Genomic DNA, 18226 nt, shown 5'->3' with positions numbered 1-18226 from the left:
GGAGGACTGATGAGCGAGAACACCGCCTCTCCCAAACATTTGCCGCTTGAGGCATTGCATGAAGAAGCCGGCGCGCGCTTCGGCGCTTTCGCAGGCTGGCGCATGCCGCTGACCTATCCGGCCGGCGTGATGAAGGAACATCTTCACACGCGCGCCAGCGCCGGGCTTTTCGACATTTCCCACATGCAGCTCTTCGAGGTGCAGGGACCGGATGCGGCGCGCTTTCTGTCGCACGCCTGCCCACTCGATGCGGCGGGCCTCGGCGAGGGCCGCTCAAAATATACCGTGCTCCTCAATGACGAGGCCGGCATCATCGACGACCTGATCGTCACACGGCTCGGTGCGGAGCGGTTCATGGTGGTGGCCAATGCCGGCAATGCAGCGACCGACGAGGCCCATTTCAGGGCCATCGCGGAGGATTTCAATGTCTCCTTCGAGCCTCTCGAACGGGTTCTGCTTGCCCTTCAGGGGCCGGATGCCGAAGCTGTTCTGATCGCGGCGGGGCTCGACCTCAGCGATCTCGTCTTCATGAGCGGCACCGAGCCGAAGGATGGCTGGTTCGCCGCCCGCTCCGGCTATACGGGCGAGGACGGTTTCGAGGTGGCGTTGCCCGTCGATGAGGCGGAACGTTTCGCCCGCAAGCTCATCGCGGATGAGCGTGTTGAGTGGATCGGCCTTGCCGCACGCGACAGCCTCAGGCTCGAAGCCGGGCTTTGCCTGCACGGACAGGACCTCGACCAGACCACTGACCCGGCCAGCGCAGCCATCCTGTGGGCCATTCCCAAGGCAGTGCGCGAGGGCGGCGGCTTTGTCGGCGCACAGGCACTGGGTGCCATCCTTGCGAAGGGCGCCAACCAGAAACGCGTCGGGCTGAAGCCGGAGGGCCGCCAGCCGGTGCGCGCAGGCGCGCTCCTCGTCAACGAAGCCGGAGAAGCGGTTGGCCGCGTCACCTCCGGCGGGTTTGGCCCGAGCGTCGGCCATCCCGTCGCCATGGGATATGTCGACAAACAACTCTCCGAACCCGGCACCCGTCTTTTCACCGAAGTGCGCGGCAATCGCATCGCGCTCGACGTCCATTCCCTTCCCTTCACGCCGCAGCGCTACCACAAAGGATAAATCGATGAGCAAGATCTATTTCACGCCTGACCACGAATGGATCAAGATCGAGGGCGGCGTCGCCACGGTCGGCATCACCGATTACGCGCAGGAGCAGCTTGGCGATCTGGTGTTTGTGGAACTGCCTGAAACCGGTGCGACACTTTCGAAGGGCGATACCGCTGTCGTGGTTGAATCCGTAAAGGCCGCCTCCGACGTCTATGCACCGGCCGATGGGGAGATCACCGCCGTCAACGACACGCTTTCCAGCGATCCCTCCCTCGTCAATTCCGCGCCCGCCGGCGATGGCTGGCTTTGGAAGATGACCCTTACGGATGAAAGCCAGCTCGAAGGTCTGATGGACGAAGCCGCCTATCAGGCTTCGCTCGGCTGAGGAAACACCATGCCCGTCAACACACTCCCTTTCGCCGCCCGCCACATCGGTCCGCGCGGCGATGAATCCAAAGCGATGCTCGCTGCGCTTGGTGTGCCCTCGCTCGAAACGCTCATCACGCAGGCCGTGCCGAAATCTATCCGGCTCGACCGCGCCCTCGATCTGCCGCCTGCGGCCAGCGAGGCAGAGGCGCTTGCCGAACTCGGCGCGGCCATGCGCCAGAACAAGGTCATGAAGAGCTTCATCGGCGCCGGCTTCCACGGCGTGGAGGTTCCGCCTGTTATCCAGCGCAACCTCTTCGAGAACCCTGCCTGGTATACGGCCTATACGCCCTATCAGTCCGAGATCAGCCAGGGCCGACTGGAAATGCTGTTTCATTTCCAGACGCTGGTGACGGAGCTCACCGGCCTGCCCGTCGCCTCCGCATCGCTGCTCGATGAGGGATCGGCGGTTGCCGAGGCTGTGGGGATCGCCTGGCGACATCACCGATCCAAGCGCAACCGGCTCGCCATTGCGGGCAGCCTGCACCCGCAGACGCTCGACGTGGTGACAACGCGCGGCGAGCCACTCGGTATCACCGTGGACGGAAGTGTTATCGACGACGACACGTTCGCGCTGATCGTGCCCTGGGCCGACACCTATGGCGTCTATGTCGATCATTCAGCGCTGATCGCCGAGGCCAAGGCGAAAGACGTCGTGGTCATCTTCGTGGCCGATCCACTCGGCCTCATCCTGAGCCGGACACCGGCTGAACTCGGCGCGGAGATCGCCGTCGGCTCCATGCAGCGCTTCGGCGTGCCGATGGGCTTCGGCGGCCCGCATGCCGCCTATTGCGCCGTGTCGGAACGGCTGACGCGCCTGATGCCCGGCCGGCTCGTCGGCCAGTCGACGGATGCGCATGGGCGTCCCGGCTATCGGCTGGCGCTCCAGACACGCGAGCAGCATATCCGCCGTGACAAGGCCACCTCCAACATCTGCACCGCGCAGGCGCTGCTTGCCAACATGGCTGCCGCCTACGCGATCTGGCACGGACCGGAAGGACTTGCAGAGATCGCAAGCCGCGTACACGGGCTTGCGGCGCGCTTCCATACGGGTCTCAAGGCAGCCGGGCTTTCGCTTGCAGGCGAAAGCATCTTCGACACCGTGACGGTCAGCGTTCCCGGCAAGGCCGCCGACATCGCCCGCAAGGCCGAAGACGGTGGACGGCTTCTCCGTCTCATCGATGGCGACAGGCTCGGCGTCAGCTTCGACGAGACCTCCGGCGAGGCCGATCTCGAAGCCCTGGCAGCGCTTTTCGGGGCAACCGTTCCGCAGGCAATCACACCTCTCGCGCCGGCTGCGGCACGCGGCAAGGGCTTTCTGACGCAGCCCGATTTCCATACCCATCGCTCCGAAACGGAGATGATGCGCTTCCTGCGCCGGCTGTCCGACAAGGATCTGGCGCTCGACCGCGCCATGATCCCGCTCGGCTCCTGCACAATGAAGCTCAACGCCGCCGCCGAGATGATGCCGGTGAGCTGGCCCGAAGTGGGCAATCTGCATCCCTTCGCGCCTGAGGCGCATACGGCCGGCTATCGCCGCATGATCGAGGATCTCGACCGCTGGCTTTCGGAGATCACCGGCTTCGACGGCGTTTCGTTGCAGCCCAATGCGGGCAGCCAGGGCGAATATGCCGGCCTGCTGGCGATCCGCCGTTACCACGCCTCACGCGGCGACAGCGGGCGTGACATATGCCTCATCCCCTCCTCCGCCCACGGTACCAATCCCGCTTCGGCGGCGATGGCCGGCATGCGGGTCGTGGTGGTGCGCTGCACGGAAAACGGCGATATCGACCAGGAGGATCTGAAGGCCAAGGCGCAGGAGCATTCGGAAAAGCTCGCCGCGCTGATGCTCACCTATCCCTCCACCCATGGCGTGTTCGAGGAAGGCGTGCGCGACATGTGCGCGATGATCCACGAGCATGGCGGGCAGGTCTATTTCGACGGGGCAAACCTCAACGCGCTGGTGGGCCTTGCCCGACCGGGCGATCTCGGCGCCGATGTCTGCCACATGAACCTGCACAAGACCTTCTGCATTCCCCATGGCGGCGGTGGGCCTGGTGTCGGGCCGATCGGCGTAAAGGCGCATCTGAAGCCTTTTGTGCCCGGTCACGTGGAACTCGGCAGCAGCCACGCCGTGGCAGCCGCTCCCTTCGGCAGCGCATCGATCCTGCCCATCACATGGATGTATATCCGCATGATGGGCGGCAGCGGACTGAAGCTTGCGACCGAAATGGCAATCCTCAACGCCAATTACATCGCGCATCGCCTGAAGGAGCATTATCCGGTACTCTACAAGGGGCGCAACGACCGCGTGGCGCATGAATGCATCCTCGACACGCGTGTGTTGAAGGATAGCGCGGGCGTCAGCGTCGAGGACATCGCCAAGCGTCTGATCGACTACGGGTTCCACGCCCCGACCATGAGTTGGCCGGTGGCCGGAACGCTGATGGTAGAGCCGACGGAATCCGAACCCAAGCAGGAGCTCGACCGCTTCTGCGAGGCGATGATCTCGATTGCCGGCGAGGCTGCGCGCATTGCAGGCGGCGAATGGGCGGAGAACGACAATCCGCTCGCCAACGCGCCCCACACCGCCGCCGAACTCATGGCGGACGACTGGGCGCATCCCTATAGCCGGGCGCAGGCCGCCTTCCCCGCCGGATCGCTGGATTCGGCGTCGAAATACTGGCCGCCCGTTTCGCGCATCGACAATGTGGCGGGCGACCGCAATCTGGTCTGCGCCTGCCCACCTATCGAGGCGCTGGCAAGCTGACGCTTCCGGCGGAGCCTTCCGGGGCTCCGCCGACCTTTTCGGCTTTTGTTTTCCACCGTCTTTCGGCCTGCCCATTGCAGCGGCTTCCAGGTTTCTGTTAAACCCCGTTCACACGCACCGAACGGAACCGGAACGCCCTTCGCTTTGCCTTGGAATCCATGGCAAACTGCGCTGTGATTCGCGGGACAGGAAGCCACACGCCCTATGGACGACAATAACGATCTCTTTGCCGGACTGACCGGTGCCGCGCCTGCTGCCCCGTCGGCCGCTCCACAAGAACGCGCCAAGACGCCTGAGCCTGCAGCCGAGCGCAAGCCGGCACCGCGGCCCGTGCCCGCCGCCTCGTCCAGTGACGGCTATAGTGCAGCCGACATCGAGGTTCTGGAAGGGTTGGAGCCTGTCCGCCGACGGCCAGGCATGTATATCGGCGGCACGGACGACAAGGCCCTGCATCATCTCTTCGCCGAGGTCATCGACAACTCGATGGACGAGGCCGTGGCCGGCCACGCGACCTTCATCGAGGTGGAGCTCGATGCTGAGGGTTTCCTGTCGGTGACCGACAATGGACGCGGCATCCCCGTGGACCCGCATCCCAAGTTCAAGGACAAGTCGGCGCTCGAAGTCATCATGACGACGCTGCATGCCGGCGGCAAATTCGATTCCAAGGTCTATGAGACCTCGGGTGGCCTGCACGGTGTCGGCGTTTCCGTTGTGAACGCGCTCTCGGAGCTTCTCGAAGTGGAGGTGGCACGCAATCGCCAGCTCTTCCGCCAAACCTTTTCGCGCGGCATTCCGCAGGGCGGGCTGGAGAAGCTCGGCGAGGTTCACAACCGGCGTGGTACGCGCGTGCGCTTCAGGCCCGACCCGGAAATCTTCGGCAAGGATGCGAAGTTCGAGCCGGAACGGCTCTATCGCATGGCGCGCTCGAAGGCCTATCTCTTCGGCGGTGTCGAAATCCGCTGGTCCTGCGCGCCCTCATTGCTTGGCGAAAAGGCAAAGACGCCCGAAAAAGCCACCTTCCACTTCCCCGGCGGTCTGAAGGACTTTCTGTCCGCCTCGCTCGAAGGCGAATTCCAGGTCACCAAGGAAATCTTCTCCGGCCGCAGCGAGAAGAATTCCGGCCACGGTGCGGTGGAATGGGCAATCACCTGGTATGGCGGCGACGCCATGCTGAACTCCTATTGTAACACGGTGCCGACACCCGAAGGCGGAACGCATGAATCGGGCTTCCGCAACGCGCTGCTGCGCGGCTTACGCGGCTATGCGGAACTCACCGGCAACAAGCGCGCCTCCATCATCACCTCCGAGGATGTGATGATCTCGGGCGCCGGCATGCTGTCGGTCTTCATCCGCGAGCCGGAATTCGTCGGCCAGACCAAGGACAAGCTGGCGACGGCGGCGGCGACCCGTATCGTCGAGAACGCCGTGCGCGATCCGTTCGACCATTGGCTCGCCGACAACCCGCAGGAAGCCTCGAAGCTGCTCGACTGGGTGGTGGCGCGCGCCGACGAGCGGTTGCGCCGCCGTCAGGAGCGCGAGGTCAGCCGCAAATCCGCCGTGCGCAAGCTGCGCCTGCCGGGCAAGCTTGCCGATTGCACCATGGGTGCGGCCGCCGGGGCGGAAATCTTCATCGTCGAGGGCGATTCGGCCGGTGGCTCCGCCAAGCAGGCGCGCGACCGCACCAGCCAGGCCGTTCTGCCGCTGCGCGGCAAAATCCTGAACGTGGCCAGCGCCGGAACCGGAAAGCTCGCCGCCAATCAGCAGATTTCCGATCTGGTTCAGGCGCTGGGGTGCGGCACACGGACGAAGTATCGCGAGGACGACCTGCGTTACGACCGGGTCATCATCATGACCGACGCTGACGTGGATGGCGCGCATATCGCATCGCTGCTCATCACCTTCTTCTATCAGGAGATGCCGCAACTCATCGAGAACGGCCATCTCTTCATGGCCGTGCCTCCGCTCTACCGCATTAGCCAAGGCGGCAAGACCATGTATGCGCGCGACGATGCCCATAAGGACGAATTGCTCGCTACCGAATTCACCGGGCGTGGCAAGGTCGAGATCGGCCGCTTCAAGGGCCTCGGCGAGATGATGGCGGCACAGCTCAAGGAAACGACCATGGACCGGAGGAAGCGCACGCTCCTGCGCGTCTCCGTGATCGACGGTCAGGATGCCACCAAGGACGCCATCGACGCCCTGATGGGGACCAAGCCCGAAGCCCGCTTCCGTTTCATCCAGGACAATGCGGAATTCGCCGACGAGCTGGACATCTGAGCGGTCGTGCGGCGTTCCGCCCTCATGGTGAGCTTATCGAACTGCGAGGGCGCCTGACGCCAGCTCTCGCTACAGAGAGCGTATCGAAATCAGGCGGCAGCAATAGCCTGTGCCTGGATACGAGCGTTCTCTCGTAAAACTTCCAGGTGAATGGTGCGCAGGAGACCGGCCAGTTCGGCAGATTCGGGCTGCGGGTCTGTCCCTCCAATGGCCGACAGCATCAGCCAGGAAACTTCCTGCGGGCCGGCAATGCGTTTGCCGCATGCCACGTCGCGCCACAAATCGAGCGCGCGCAATACCGGCGTATGCGTTTCGCGCGCCAGACCGGCTTTCTGCAGGAGAGCGGAAATCGCGACATCGCGCCCATTGGACAGCAGGGCGCGAACGCGCGCTTCCGGCTGGCCGGCCAGTGCCACCAGAACCGTGCCGAAGAAATCGATCTTTCCATGGGCGACAAGGCGGATCACGAAACCGGTGGAAAGCTCGCCGCTCAGGCGCAAATGCTCGACCAGAGCTTCATATTCATTCTGCTCGACACTATCGATCAGGGTAAGCGAAGCACGCACGCAAGCCTCGCGTGTGAGCTTTTCCGCCCGAACCTGACCGACCAGAGCCTTGACGAAAGGCGCGTCGCGCAACGCCTCGCCAAGATGGACAAGAAGCTTGTGGCGGCAATCGGATGGAAGACGTGGGTCGGCAAACAGCGCCTCGCGCAGCCGCGCGTCGGAGCCGAAACGCTCGATCAGGCGGCGAAAACTCAGGCTGGCGATATCCGCGCCCGAATTGTCGGCCAGGACGAGGCAGGCCTCCAGAGCGCCGACCTCGGCAATCGCCGCGGCCACCCCCATGGAAACGCGTGGACGACCGGCAATCAGGCATTGCGAGGCTTCCCGTCCTTCCGAAATGCACTCGATAAGGTCCGTATCGGAAAGAACCGGAGAACGGGCAAGCACGGGGCCTGCGACGTCCGGCTGATCGGCGGCAAGCGCTGCCACCACCTGCACCGGCGCATGGCGGCTCATCGAGACTGCCTCGGCAAGGGCTGCCCGCACCTTCGAGGAAGGATCGTCGAGCAAAGCCGTCATGGCGGCTTCGGCCGCGTAGCGCTCTTCAAAGGCAAGTTTTCCGTCGAGATAGGCATGAGCCAGCGCCACCGCTGCCGCAGCCCGTTCGGCGACTTTCGCCGTCTCCATCCATTTCATGAAATGCTGAATCACTTTCACGCCGGTCAAGCTCCCGCCCCATTGCTTCGACCGTAACGTGAATTCGTATAGGAATCCTTTACCATAATCGCATGCTTGCGGGCGTCCCGGCGCACGCTTATCAAGGGCAGGTTGAAATGGAGGAGAGGAATGGCCGGTCTTTATCTCGAGGAGTTTCAGCCAGGGCAGGTTTTCCAGCATCCGCTGCGCAAGACCGTGACAGAGAGCGACAACATGCTTTTCTCCGTCATGACACTGAACCCTCAGCCCCTGCATATCGATTTCGACTTCGCGGCAAAGAGCGAATGGGGGAAGCCGCTCGTCAATTCGCTGTTCACGCTTGGCCTCATGATCGGTATTTCCGTGCATGACACGACGCTCGGCACCACCGTTGCCAATCTTGGCATGACCGATACCAGCTTTCCCCATCCGGTCTTTCACGGCGACACGATCCGCGTTGAAACGGAGGTGAAATCCGTGCGCGCGTCCAAATCGAAACCCGATCGCGGCATCGTGGAATTCGAGCATCGCGCCTACAATCAGGACGACCAGCTTGTGGCGCGCTGCCTGCGTCAGGCCATGCTCCAGAAGAAGCCGGCCTGATCATGCGCTCGCTTCTCTTCGTACCGGCCGATTCCGAACGCAAGCTCGACAAGGCGCTCACCGCGGAGGCGGATGTGCTCATCCTCGATCTGGAAGATTCCGTTGGCCTTGAGCGGAAGGACGATGGCCGGCGGATCGCTGGCCGGTTCCTGACAGAAGCGCGCGGCCGCACGGGCGCGAAGCTCTATATCCGTGTCAACGATCTTTCCACCGGCATGACCGATACGGACCTTGGCGCGATCATGGCCGGCAGGCCCGACGGCATCATGCTGCCCAAAGCCGAAGGCGGCGACGATGTGGCGTGCCTGGCGGCAAGCCTTCGGGTGCATGAAGCCGAAAACGATATCGCGGACGGGTCCACCCGCATCCTGCCCATCATCACCGAAACGGCCATGGGCGTTCTGAATGCTGCGAGCTATCGCGGTTCGAGCGAACGCCTCGCCGGGCTGACATGGGGGGCGGAAGATCTTTCGGCTCATATCGGAGCCCTCTCGGCCCGCGACAGCGAAGGGCGCTACACCGACCTCTTTCGCCTTGCCCGCAGCACCACCCTGCTTGCGGCAGCGGCAGCCGGCGTTCCAGCCGTCGACACGGTCTTTCCGAATTTCTCGGACATGGACGCTTTCGCACGAGACTGCGCAGATGCCGTGCGCGACGGGTTCGTCGCCCGCATGGCAATCCACCCGGCACAGGTTCCCGTCATCAACCGGGCCTTTACGCCCAGCGACGCGGAGTTGGAAAAGGCGCGCGCCGTGGTGAAGGCGTTCGCGGAGGCCGGCAACGCCGGCGTCGTCAATATCGGCGGCCGCATGTATGACCGCCCTCACCTTGCCCTTGCCGAGCGCGTGCTTGCCCGCGCCAGCTCATAGCCGGCGACAAGAAGCTGGAGCGCCCGGAACGCCAAGGGCACTCTATTCGACCTCGATATGGAAAACGGACCAGACCCAGCTCTTTTCCTCCGATTCAGGAGCCTTCTTGCCACCCGTATCATAGGTGAGCCAGAGCGGGCCGAAACCGCCAATGCCGAGCGGCTTTCCATTAACGCTCATTGCCAAGACCCAGTCATGCGCGCCGAGTTTTTCAGGATCGAGCGTGAGGCCGAAGCCATCGAGGGCGTAAAGCGTGACCTGCTTTCCGCTGGCGCCCGCAGCGGCCAGCACATCCTTTAGAAGCGGCCCCTTCATCTCAAGGGTTTCCGCCGGCCAGTCACCGACATCGGCGGCCACCGAAATCGATTGCTGAGGTAGCCCGGCCAGAGTCGCCCAGTCAAATTCGAAGGCCTTGTCGAAGCTCTTGTCGTGGAAATTCAGAAAGCCGTCATAGAAGGGGTCGAAGGCACCGCGATTGGTTTTCTCGACTGCACCGCTGACGGTCAACATCGTGCCCTGCGCAAAAACGGGCATGCATAAGGTGATCGCCCAGAGAATGAGCGCTGAAACCAGGATGAAATGCCTGCGCATGGTCGCCTCCGAAGAAATGGAATGGCTGACACTTGCACCGGCAAAGGCAACGGGCAAGGCGATATATGAGAAAAAGCGCAGATATTCCCAGTCTCGTTCAACACCGGCGATGCCTGCACTCACCGCCGGTTATCCGGACAATCAGGCGATCCGGCCGCGGGCCACCGCCTCAGCGCTTTTCCCAGCGCGGCCGGCGCATCTGGAAAACCTCGGTCACTGCGGAATAATCCATATACCCAAGGCGCGAGAGATTGCCTGCCGCAACCACATCGAAGAGCCCGTCGCGCATCACGCTTTCATCCATATGCACACCGACGACCTCCCCCGTGACAAGAATGACACCGGAAGACTTTCCGCCGAGTCCGAGCGGGCGGGTCACGTCGGTCACCTTGCATTCAAGGGCGGCATGCGATTCGGCGACGCGTGGCGGCGCCACGATCCTCGATGGCGCTTCCGTCAGCCCCGCATGCGCAAATTCACTGACGCCGCGCGGCGCATCGATCGACGTGGCATTGAGCCGCTCCGCCAGGTCCATGCTCGCCAGATTGACGACAAACTCTCCGGTTTCCTCGGCGAAGGTGGCACTGTCCTTTGCCCCTTCGGAGGAAAAGATGACCAGATGCGGGTTGGACGAGATCGCGTTGAAAAAGGAATAGGGCGCGAGATTGACAGCCCCATCCCTGCTCACTGTGGAAATCCATCCAATGGGGCGCGGTGAAACAATGGCCTTGAAGGGGTCATGCGGCAGGCCGTGGCCCTTTTCCGGTTCGTAAAACATCACACCTCCGAGGGACCTGCATATTCGAACAGGAGGGAAGCCGGATCCGGCCGCGGACGCTCGGGCGCTTCCGTATCCACCGTTCCGACATGGATGAAGCCGATAACCCTCTCCTCAGGCTTCAGGCCCAGGATACGGCGGCCCTCCGGATCGTCGGAATACCAGTTGGTGATGAGGTTCGTCCCATATCCCATGGCATTGGCTGCAATCATGAGGTTCATCGCAGCCATACCGCCGGAAAGCAGCATTTCCCATTGAGGGATGGTCGGGCTTTCCTTCGGAACCGAGACAACGCCGATGACAAGCGGCGCGCGGGAAAAGCGGGTGCGTTCCTTGTCGAGCCGTGCCTCGGGCAAGGACCCTTCACGTTCGACAGCCAGCCTTGCGAGAGCTTCACCGATCTCGTGGCGTTTGTCGCCGCGGTAAAGGATGAAGCGCCATGGCGCGAGCCGCCCGTGATCGGGAACCCGCGTGGCGACCTTCAAAAGGGTGGCAATCTCATCGTCGGATGGCGCCGGTTCCTTCATATCCTGGATGGGCGCCGACTTGCGCGCCAGCATGAATTCGAGCACGGAAGAATGCACTGTCTTCTCCTGATCTTCGTGGCCGGAGCATCCTGCCGGGACGCAGCCGCCCGCACGGAAAGCATGTTCCGGATTGAAACGATATAGAGTGGCCCTTGTGCACGCGAAAGGGCGCACGGCGCTCTGGAGATCGCATAAACGCCTTGAAATTGCCACCGGCTTGGGCTTCAAGTCGATCATGCGCCGTATTCAACGGGCGATGTTCGCCCTCTCCGTCATTGCCGGTTCGCCTTTTCTGGTCGCTCAGGCTGGCGCTCAGGGAAATTCGTCGTCCGGTATCGACAATCTGCGCCTTCCAAACCTCAACAATTACGCGCCGACCGATTCGGGACGGCCGCTTGCGGCCGGCGAAGGCGGACAGATAACGCTCGCCGCTCATCTCACCGACGAGAGCGCGGAAATTCCGCGCGGCGTGATCTGGCGCGTCTTCGGCACCGAAACCGGCCCTGACGAGAAGCTGCCTCTGGTGGCCACCGCCCGTGGCGGGACCGGCGTTTTCCAACTCGCGCCGGGCAGCTATCTCGTGCATGCCGCCTATGGGCGCGCAGGCGTTACCAAGCGCATCACCGTTGGAAGAGACCCGCTGCGCGAAGACCTCGTTCTGGATGCCGGCGGCCTGAAGCTCGATGCGCGTCTTTCGGGGGGCGTGCGTATCCCTTCTGGGCAGTTGCGCTTCGCCATTTATGAGACCAGTGCCGAAACGGCGAGCGACGGTGCGCTGATCATTCCCGACGTTGAACCGGGCAGCATCGTGCGCCTCAATGCCGGCACCTATCACGTGGTGTCGAATTACGGCTCGGTGAATGCGGTGATCCGCTCGGATATCCGTGTCGAGGCCGGCAAGCTGACAGAGGCGACCGTGGAACACCGTGCCGCCAATCTGACGCTCAAGCTGGTGCGCGAACGCGGCGGTGAAGCGATTGCCGATACGGCCTGGTCGATCCTGACCGACACAGGCGAAATCGTTTATGAAACAGTCGGGGCCTATGCCTCGATGGTGCTTGCCGAAGGCTCCTACACCTTCATCGCGAAGAACCGCGACAGAATCTATCAGCGCGACTTCACCGTGGTGCCGGGCCGCAACCAGGACGTCGAACTTCTTCCGACGGATCTGCTCGACCAGAACAACCAGTTCCCGGACTGACACTTCCCATAAAAAAGGGCGTCCCGCTCACACGGGCCGCCCTCATCAGTTTCAATGGACGACATTCAACGACGGGCAGCGATGGCCCGGCGTTTCAGGTCTGGCGGGGTCGCCTCATCGGAGAGAGCCGCAACGACCTCGTCCAGCGTCATAGATGCCTGATCGCGGCTTCCAAGACGACGGATATTGACGGTGCCCTCCTCCGCCTCGCGGCGACCGCACACAAGAATGACCGGAACCTTGGCCAGCGAATGTTCGCGGACCTTGTAGTTGATCTTCTCGTTGCGCAGGTCCGTTTCAGCCTGCAGCCCCGCCTGCCGAAGACGCTCCGCAACCTTCACCGCATAGTCATCGGCATCCGAGGTGATCGTCGCCACGACCACTTGCACCGGCGCGAACCAGAGTGGGAAATGACCGGCGAAATTCTCGATCAGGATGCCGAGAAAGCGCTCCATGGAGCCGCAGATAGCGCGGTGGACCATGACCGGCTGCTTCTTTTCCGAATCCTGGTCGATATAGAAGGCACCGAACCGTTCGGGCAGATTGAAATCGATCTGCGTGGTGCCGCACTGCCATTCGCGGCCGATGGCATCCTTCAACACATAGTCGAATTTCGGGCCATAGAAGGCGCCGTCACCGGGATTGATGGCTGTCTTGATGCGGTTGTCGGATGCGGCGATCTTTTTCAGAACGCCCGCCATGATTTCTTCCGCGTGATCCCACAGCGCATCCGAACCGACGCGCTTTTCAGGGCGCGTGGAGAAGAACACAGTGATCTCCTCGAAGCCGAAATCGGCATAGGTGGAGAGGATCAAATCGTTGATCTTCAGGCATTCGGCGGCAAGCTGCTCTTCCATGCAGAAGATATGCGCGTCGTCCTGCGTGAAGCCGCGCACGCGCATCAGCCCGTGCAGCGCGCCCGACGGCTCATAGCGATGGACATTGCCGAACTCGGCAAGACGGATCGGCAGGTCGCGATAGGATTTCAGCCCGTGCTTGAATATCTGCACATGGCCCGGGCAGTTCATCGGCTTCAGGGCAAACGTGCGCTTGTCCTCGGCTTCCTCGTCGGCGCATTTCACCGCGAACATGTTTTCCTTGTACCAGCCCCAGTGACCGGAGGTCTCCCACAGGCTCTTGTCGAGCACCTGCGGAGCGTTCACCTCCTGATAGCCATCCGTTGCAAGCCTTCTGCGCATGTAGCTCACAAGGTTCTGGAATATGCGCCAGCCCTTGGCGTGCCAGAACACGACGCCCGGTCCCTCCTCCTGGAAATGGAACAGGTCCATCTCGCGGCCTAGGCGGCGGTGATCGCGTTTCTCGGCCTCCTCCAGCATGTGGAGATAGGCATCGAGCTGCTCCTGCGTCTGCCACGCGGTGCCGTAAATACGGGTCAGCATCGGGTTGTTGGCGTCGCCGCGCCAATAGGCGCCGGCCACCTTCATCAGCTTGAAGGCCTTGCCCACCTGCCCCGTGGAGGCCATGTGCGGGCCGCGGCAGAGGTCGAACCAGTCGCCCTGGGAATAAATCTTGAGGTCCTGATCCTCCGGGATGGCATCGATCAGCTCGACCTTGTAGTTTTCACCCTTGTCGGAAAAGACCTTCTTCGCCTTGTCGCGCGACCAGACTTCCTTGGTGAAGGGTTTGTTGCGCTCGATGATCTCGCGCATCTTTTTCTCGATGACCGGGAAGTCCTCGGGCGTGAAGGGTTCGTTGCGCGCAAAGTCGTAGTAAAAGCCGTTTTCGATCACGGGACCGATGGTGACCTGGGTGCCGGGCCAAAGCTCCTGCACGGCCTCGGCCAACACATGGGCAGCGTCATGGCGGATGAGCTCAAGCGCGCGGGGATCCTCTCGCGTCACGATCTCGATGTCGCCCGACATGCCAACGGGATCGGAAAGATCACGCACCGTACCGTTTATCGCATAGGCGACCGACTTCTTGGCCAGCGACTTGGAAATGCCACTTGCAATATCAGCGCCGGTCGTCGCCGCGTCGTATTCGCGGACGGAACCATCGGGAAATTTGAGGGAAACGGCTTCTGCCATAAGACTTCTCCTTATCCAGTCCCGCCAACGAGCGCGGGTGGTTGGGCATGTTGTGGTTTGAAGGGTCGAAATAAGCGTTTCGCCAGAGCGCGTAAAGAGCAAACCGCGTCCTTGGCAGACCGCGTGCCGGAGAATGCCTGTTTCAACTGGCCAGCCAGTAGGCCTGCGCGTCCTGCGGCATGCGCCCGAGGACACGCCGAAGGGTCGCTTCTCCGATTTCGGCGCGCAAGATTTCGGCAACGTCGTCGATGGCGCTGTCCGGTGCGATGTTATGAGGTTCACGCACCGCCTTCACCTCTTCAAGAAGCGTTTGACGATCCGGGAATGCGATAGGTTTGTGTTCCGCGCCCAACCCTTCCAGAAAGGTTACGCGCAGCAAAGGCGGCAGGATTTCCGCAAAGACCAGAACATCGCGCAGTGCGAGATGGCTGCGAAACACATGAAGAACCGCTCGCGTCACCGCATAGGACTGGTTGTTGGTGGCCAGCATGGCGCGTTCCTTGACCGATCCCAGAAACCGGCGAAAATCGCGACTGGCATAGAGATAGTCCATGGGAACGGTCATTCGTGGCCGCCCTTCTGCCTCGACAAGGGCCAGTAGCGCCAGGGTGTCCACCATTTAAGCCGCTCGTCGAGCGTGTCGGGCACCGGATCCACCCCATGCGTTCCGCCCGGCCCGCAACGCACAACGCGGAAAAGCCCCATCCAGCCGCCCGCCCAAAGACCATGGCGGGCAATCGCCTCATAGGCATATTCCGAACAGGTGGGGAAATGACGACACGAATTTCCGATGAAACCGGAAAGCGTGAGCTGGTAGAGCCGAACGAAAGCCGTACCGAAAATGCGCCCCGGCGTCTTCGGCCACGGTCCGCGCCAATTGCGGCTGGTCGGAGCGCCGGCCATCGTCAGGCCGCAGCGTCCGCGCGCGCCTTCTCGATCTGCCCGATGGCGTCGACCACCGCATCGAATGTCAGGAGTGTGGAGGCGTGGCGCGCCTTGTAGCCGCGAACGGGCTCCAGATATTTCAGGTCATCGAAACGCCCCTGCGGCGGAGGACCTTCCTCCTTCAGCATGGCGTACATCTGATCGCGCACATGGCGCAATTCGTCGGCGGTTGCGCCCACCACATGGGCCGCCATGATGGATGAGGATGCCTGTCCCAGGGCGCAGGCCTTCACCTCATGAGCAAAATCGGTGACGGTATCACCCTCCATCTTGAGGTCGACCAGCACGGTCGAGCCGCAAAGCTTGGAATGTGCCTTGGCACTTGCATCCGGGGCAGAAAGCCGACCGATACGGCCGATATTGCCCGCAAAGCCGAGAATTTTCGCGTTGTAGACGTCGTCCAGCATAGTTTTCTTCGAATTGGCCGGTCAAAGTGTCAGGATATTGCTTCCCGGTCTTTCTTTCGCTCACTTCCAGCATATATAATGAGCACCATGGGTCCGCGACAAGGGATGTATTTTCCCAGGACCCCGGTTAAGTGCACGCCGCTTTCGGGCCGGGCTGAGATATTTCTCCCAAACCCGCTGGATAAGGCCGTGAACCGTTCAACTCGTCCCTGCGTAGACAGGGACTACGGGAGACGCCTTCTATGGATGCTGTTATCAAGAATTTTCCGCCTCACACCGACAAGGGTGGCAAGGATGCGGAGAGTAAATCCTTCATGGACAAACCTTTTACCGACCGCCCATCCCAGGAAGAGGTCGAAGCCGCCGTTCGCACTCTTTTGCGCTGGACCGGTGACGACATTTCCCGCGAGGGGCTGATCGAGACGCCCCAGCGGGTGGCCAAGGCCTATCGCGAGATGTTTTCGGGCTATGACCAATGCCCGGCGGAAGAACTCGGGCGCACCTTCGAGGAGGTGCAGGGCTATAACGACATGGTCCTGATCAAGGACATCTCGTTCCATTCGCACTGCGAGCATCACATGGTGCCGATCATCGGCAAGGCTCATGTCGCCTATCTGCCCGATGGCAAGGTGGTCGGCCTGTCGAAGATCGCCCGCGTCGTCGACATCTTCGCGCGCCGCCTGCAAACCCAGGAATCCATGACCGCGCAGATTGCCGGCGTGATCCAGGAAGTCCTGCAGCCGCGCGGCGTTGCCGTTCTCATCGAGGCGGAACATATGTGCATGGCCATGCGCGGCATCCGCAAGCAGGGGTCGACCACGCTTACCACCACATTTACCGGTGCCTACAAGCAGGACCTGCAGGAGCAGGCGCGCTTCATGACCATGCTGCGCGACATACGGAACTAGGGCGCAAATGACGGAAATCACCTTTCCCCCCGCCCCTGCGGAGAAAGTCGCGCTTGAGGAAGGCACGGCTTTTTCGCCCCGTTTCGACGCAAATGGTCTTGTTACGGCCGTTGTCACGGATGCGGAGAGCGGCGCGCTCCTGATGGTCGCGCACATGAACGCCGAGGCCCTTGCGACGACACTGGAAACAGGCATTGCACATTACTGGTCACGCTCGCGCGGCAAGCTCTGGAAAAAGGGCGAAACCTCGGGAAACGTGCAGCATATCGTGTCCATGGCGACGGATTGCGACCAGGATGCGGTGCACCTTGCGGTGACTGTCGTGGGCGATGGGGCAACCTGCCATACCGGGCGCAGCACTTGCTTTTATCGCAACATCAGCGTTCGGGATGGAAAGGCGGTTCTGGTCGATCTCGGCATGAAGCCGTTGTCGAGCGCAAACGGGTGAAATTGCCCCTCGTGAACCTTTCGGGCGCACGATGCGACAAATCTTCACCAATTTGACACTGTCCTCGGGCACCCTTATGTCCGGGGATTAGGAGACGGACATGCTCGACTGGGCATCTCTTCGCAAGAAACAGGGCGACCGGGACATCGAACCGATGCCTCCCGAGCCCGATTTACCGGAACCGGAACCGCAGGCTCCGCGCGGCATAGCGTTGGCGCTGGGTGGCGGTGCAGCCCGCGGCTGGGCCCATATCGGTGTTCTACGGGCAATCGAGGAAGCCAATATTCCCATCGGCATGATCGCGGGCACCTCCATCGGCGCGCTCGTTGGCGGTTGTTATCTTGCCGGCAAGCTCGACGAACTCGAGGAATTCGCCAGATCGCTCACAAAGCGACGTATTTTCGGGCTGCTCGATCTCAATCTGCGCGGCAGCGGGCTTTTCGGCGGCATGAAGCTGACGGCACGCATGCAGGAACATCTGGACGGCGTCACCTTCGACGATCTCGCCAAACCGTTCGTGTGCGTGGCCGCGGAAATGCGTACCGGTCATGAAATCTGGCTTTCAAGCGGCTCGCTCATCACGGCGATGCGTGCTTCCTATGCGCTTCCGGGCGTTTTCGAGCCCGTGCATTGCAATGGCCGGGTTCTGATGGACGGTGCGCTCGTCAATCCGGTGCCGGTCTCGGCCTGTCGTGCCCATGAGCAGCCGCTGGTCGTTGCTGTGAACCTTCACTACGACCTTTTCGGACGCGCGGCCGTCATCAAACACAATGCGGGCCTGCCGCAGCCCAGCGAGACGCGCACCAGAACCGACGGAGCCGCCGCAGGCGAGCAGCACGAACGCGAACAGCGGATCGGCATTACCGGCGTCATGGTCGAGGCCTTCAACATCATTCAGGACAGGATTTCGCGGGCGCGTATGGCGGGCGACCCGCCCGATCTTTCGCTTCAGCCCAAGCTTGGTCATCTCGGCCTGACGGAGTTCCACCGCGCCGACGAGGCCATCGCCATCGGCTATGAAACCACGCAGGCGCGGCTTCCTGAGCTCGAAAGGCTACTCACCTTCCTGCGATAGAGGCGTCCAGACATTGTGCACAACGCCCCTGCCAGCAAAGAGTGTCA

18 protein-coding genes are annotated in these 18226 nt (G+C 62.1%); 10 read left to right on the top strand and 8 right to left on the bottom strand.

Annotated features, from left to right (window positions below; translation table 11 throughout):
- Nucleotides 1-9: 9 nt before the first annotated feature.
- From gcvT to parE, 4 genes are all read left to right on the top strand, one after another.
- The gene (gene gcvT / locus NA8A_RS17825) at nucleotides 10-1116 is read left to right on the top strand and encodes a glycine cleavage system aminomethyltransferase GcvT (RefSeq protein WP_009451763.1); all 1107 of its coding nucleotides are present in this window, start codon (nucleotides 10-12) and stop codon (nucleotides 1114-1116) included.
- Nucleotides 1117-1120: 4 nt separating this feature from the next.
- Entirely contained in the window at nucleotides 1121-1489 is a 369-nt protein-coding gene (gcvH, locus tag NA8A_RS17820) for a glycine cleavage system protein GcvH (protein ID WP_009451762.1), read from the top strand.
- 9 nt (nucleotides 1490-1498) lie between these two features.
- On the top strand, nucleotides 1499-4300 hold the full coding sequence (gcvP, locus tag NA8A_RS17815) for an aminomethyl-transferring glycine dehydrogenase (RefSeq protein ID WP_009451761.1): 2802 nt from the start codon (nucleotides 1499-1501) through the stop codon (nucleotides 4298-4300).
- Nucleotides 4301-4504: 204 nt separating this feature from the next.
- Complete coding sequence (gene parE / locus NA8A_RS17810; RefSeq protein ID WP_009451760.1) at nucleotides 4505-6577, top strand: DNA topoisomerase IV subunit B; 2073 nt, start codon at nucleotides 4505-4507, stop codon at nucleotides 6575-6577.
- A gap of 89 nt (nucleotides 6578-6666) precedes the next feature.
- Here parE and NA8A_RS17805 read toward each other — a convergent pair whose 3' ends face one another.
- A complete protein-coding gene (locus NA8A_RS17805; RefSeq protein WP_040673007.1) occupies nucleotides 6667-7779 on the bottom strand; it encodes a DUF2336 domain-containing protein in 1113 nt (370 codons plus the stop codon).
- Nucleotides 7780-7929: 150 nt separating this feature from the next.
- On the opposite strand from NA8A_RS17805, the gene NA8A_RS17800 reads away from it, so the two are divergent.
- Complete coding sequence (locus tag NA8A_RS17800; RefSeq protein ID WP_009451758.1) at nucleotides 7930-8382, top strand: MaoC family dehydratase; 453 nt, start codon at nucleotides 7930-7932, stop codon at nucleotides 8380-8382.
- A 2-nt stretch (nucleotides 8383-8384) separates the two neighbouring features.
- On the top strand, nucleotides 8385-9251 hold the full coding sequence (locus tag NA8A_RS17795) for an HpcH/HpaI aldolase/citrate lyase family protein (RefSeq protein WP_009451757.1): 867 nt from the start codon (nucleotides 8385-8387) through the stop codon (nucleotides 9249-9251).
- A gap of 42 nt (nucleotides 9252-9293) precedes the next feature.
- Here the strand turns inward: NA8A_RS17795 and NA8A_RS17790 are convergent, their stop codons facing one another.
- The 3 genes from NA8A_RS17790 to NA8A_RS17780 are packed head-to-tail and all read right to left on the bottom strand — an operon-like array spanning nucleotide 9294 to nucleotide 11204.
- Entirely contained in the window at nucleotides 9294-9965 is a 672-nt protein-coding gene (locus tag NA8A_RS17790) for a putative pterin-binding protein (protein WP_009451756.1), read from the bottom strand.
- A gap of 46 nt (nucleotides 9966-10011) precedes the next feature.
- On the bottom strand, nucleotides 10012-10620 hold the full coding sequence (locus NA8A_RS17785; RefSeq protein WP_009451755.1) for a flavin reductase family protein: 609 nt from the start codon (nucleotides 10618-10620) through the stop codon (nucleotides 10012-10014).
- A complete protein-coding gene (locus NA8A_RS17780; RefSeq protein ID WP_009451754.1) occupies nucleotides 10620-11204 on the bottom strand; it encodes a nitroreductase family protein in 585 nt (194 codons plus the stop codon). The genes NA8A_RS17785 and NA8A_RS17780 overlap by 1 nt, the downstream gene beginning before the upstream one ends.
- Nucleotides 11205-11382: 178 nt before the next feature.
- On the opposite strand from NA8A_RS17780, the gene NA8A_RS17775 reads away from it, so the two are divergent.
- Nucleotides 11383-12348: a hypothetical protein gene (locus NA8A_RS17775; protein WP_040673005.1), complete on the top strand. Its 966-nt coding sequence runs from the start codon at nucleotides 11383-11385 to the stop codon at nucleotides 12346-12348.
- A 65-nt stretch (nucleotides 12349-12413) separates the two neighbouring features.
- On the opposite strand, the gene thrS is transcribed toward NA8A_RS17775, so the two are convergent.
- From thrS to NA8A_RS17755, 4 genes are all read right to left on the bottom strand, one after another.
- Complete coding sequence (thrS, locus tag NA8A_RS17770; protein WP_009451752.1) at nucleotides 12414-14396, bottom strand: threonine--tRNA ligase; 1983 nt, start codon at nucleotides 14394-14396, stop codon at nucleotides 12414-12416.
- Between the two features lie 142 nt (nucleotides 14397-14538).
- The gene (locus NA8A_RS17765; protein ID WP_081581967.1) at nucleotides 14539-15015 is read right to left on the bottom strand and encodes a DUF2267 domain-containing protein; all 477 of its coding nucleotides are present in this window, start codon (nucleotides 15013-15015) and stop codon (nucleotides 14539-14541) included.
- Nucleotides 14958-15299, bottom strand: a complete 342-nt coding sequence (gene yidD, locus NA8A_RS17760) for a membrane protein insertion efficiency factor YidD (protein WP_009451750.1) — start codon at nucleotides 15297-15299, stop codon at nucleotides 14958-14960. Before yidD ends, NA8A_RS17765 begins: the two co-directional genes overlap by 58 nt.
- A gap of 2 nt (nucleotides 15300-15301) precedes the next feature.
- Nucleotides 15302-15748 (bottom strand): iron-sulfur cluster assembly scaffold protein, encoded by a 447-nt coding sequence (locus NA8A_RS17755; protein WP_009451749.1) that lies wholly within the window; start codon nucleotides 15746-15748, stop codon nucleotides 15302-15304.
- Nucleotides 15749-15990: 242 nt separating this feature from the next.
- On the opposite strand from NA8A_RS17755, the gene folE reads away from it, so the two are divergent.
- The 3 genes from folE (at nucleotide 15991) to NA8A_RS17740 (ending at nucleotide 18179) form a co-directional block, all read left to right on the top strand.
- Nucleotides 15991-16656 (top strand): GTP cyclohydrolase I FolE, encoded by a 666-nt coding sequence (gene folE, locus NA8A_RS17750; RefSeq protein WP_009451748.1) that lies wholly within the window; start codon nucleotides 15991-15993, stop codon nucleotides 16654-16656.
- 7 nt (nucleotides 16657-16663) lie between these two features.
- Nucleotides 16664-17104, top strand: coding sequence for a phosphoribosyl-AMP cyclohydrolase (gene hisI, locus NA8A_RS17745; RefSeq protein WP_009451747.1), 441 nt, complete (start codon nucleotides 16664-16666; stop codon nucleotides 17102-17104).
- Nucleotides 17105-17258: 154 nt separating this feature from the next.
- Entirely contained in the window at nucleotides 17259-18179 is a 921-nt protein-coding gene (locus NA8A_RS17740; protein WP_240532821.1) for a patatin family protein, read from the top strand.
- Nucleotides 18180-18226 lie beyond the last annotated feature (47 nt).

The sequence above is a fragment of the Nitratireductor indicus C115 genome (genome assembly GCF_000300515.1).
Taxonomy (GTDB): domain Bacteria; phylum Pseudomonadota; class Alphaproteobacteria; order Rhizobiales; family Rhizobiaceae; genus Nitratireductor; species Nitratireductor indicus.
The sequence above is the reverse complement of the archived record's forward strand: the minus strand, read 5'-3'. Positions and strand labels throughout refer to the sequence as shown.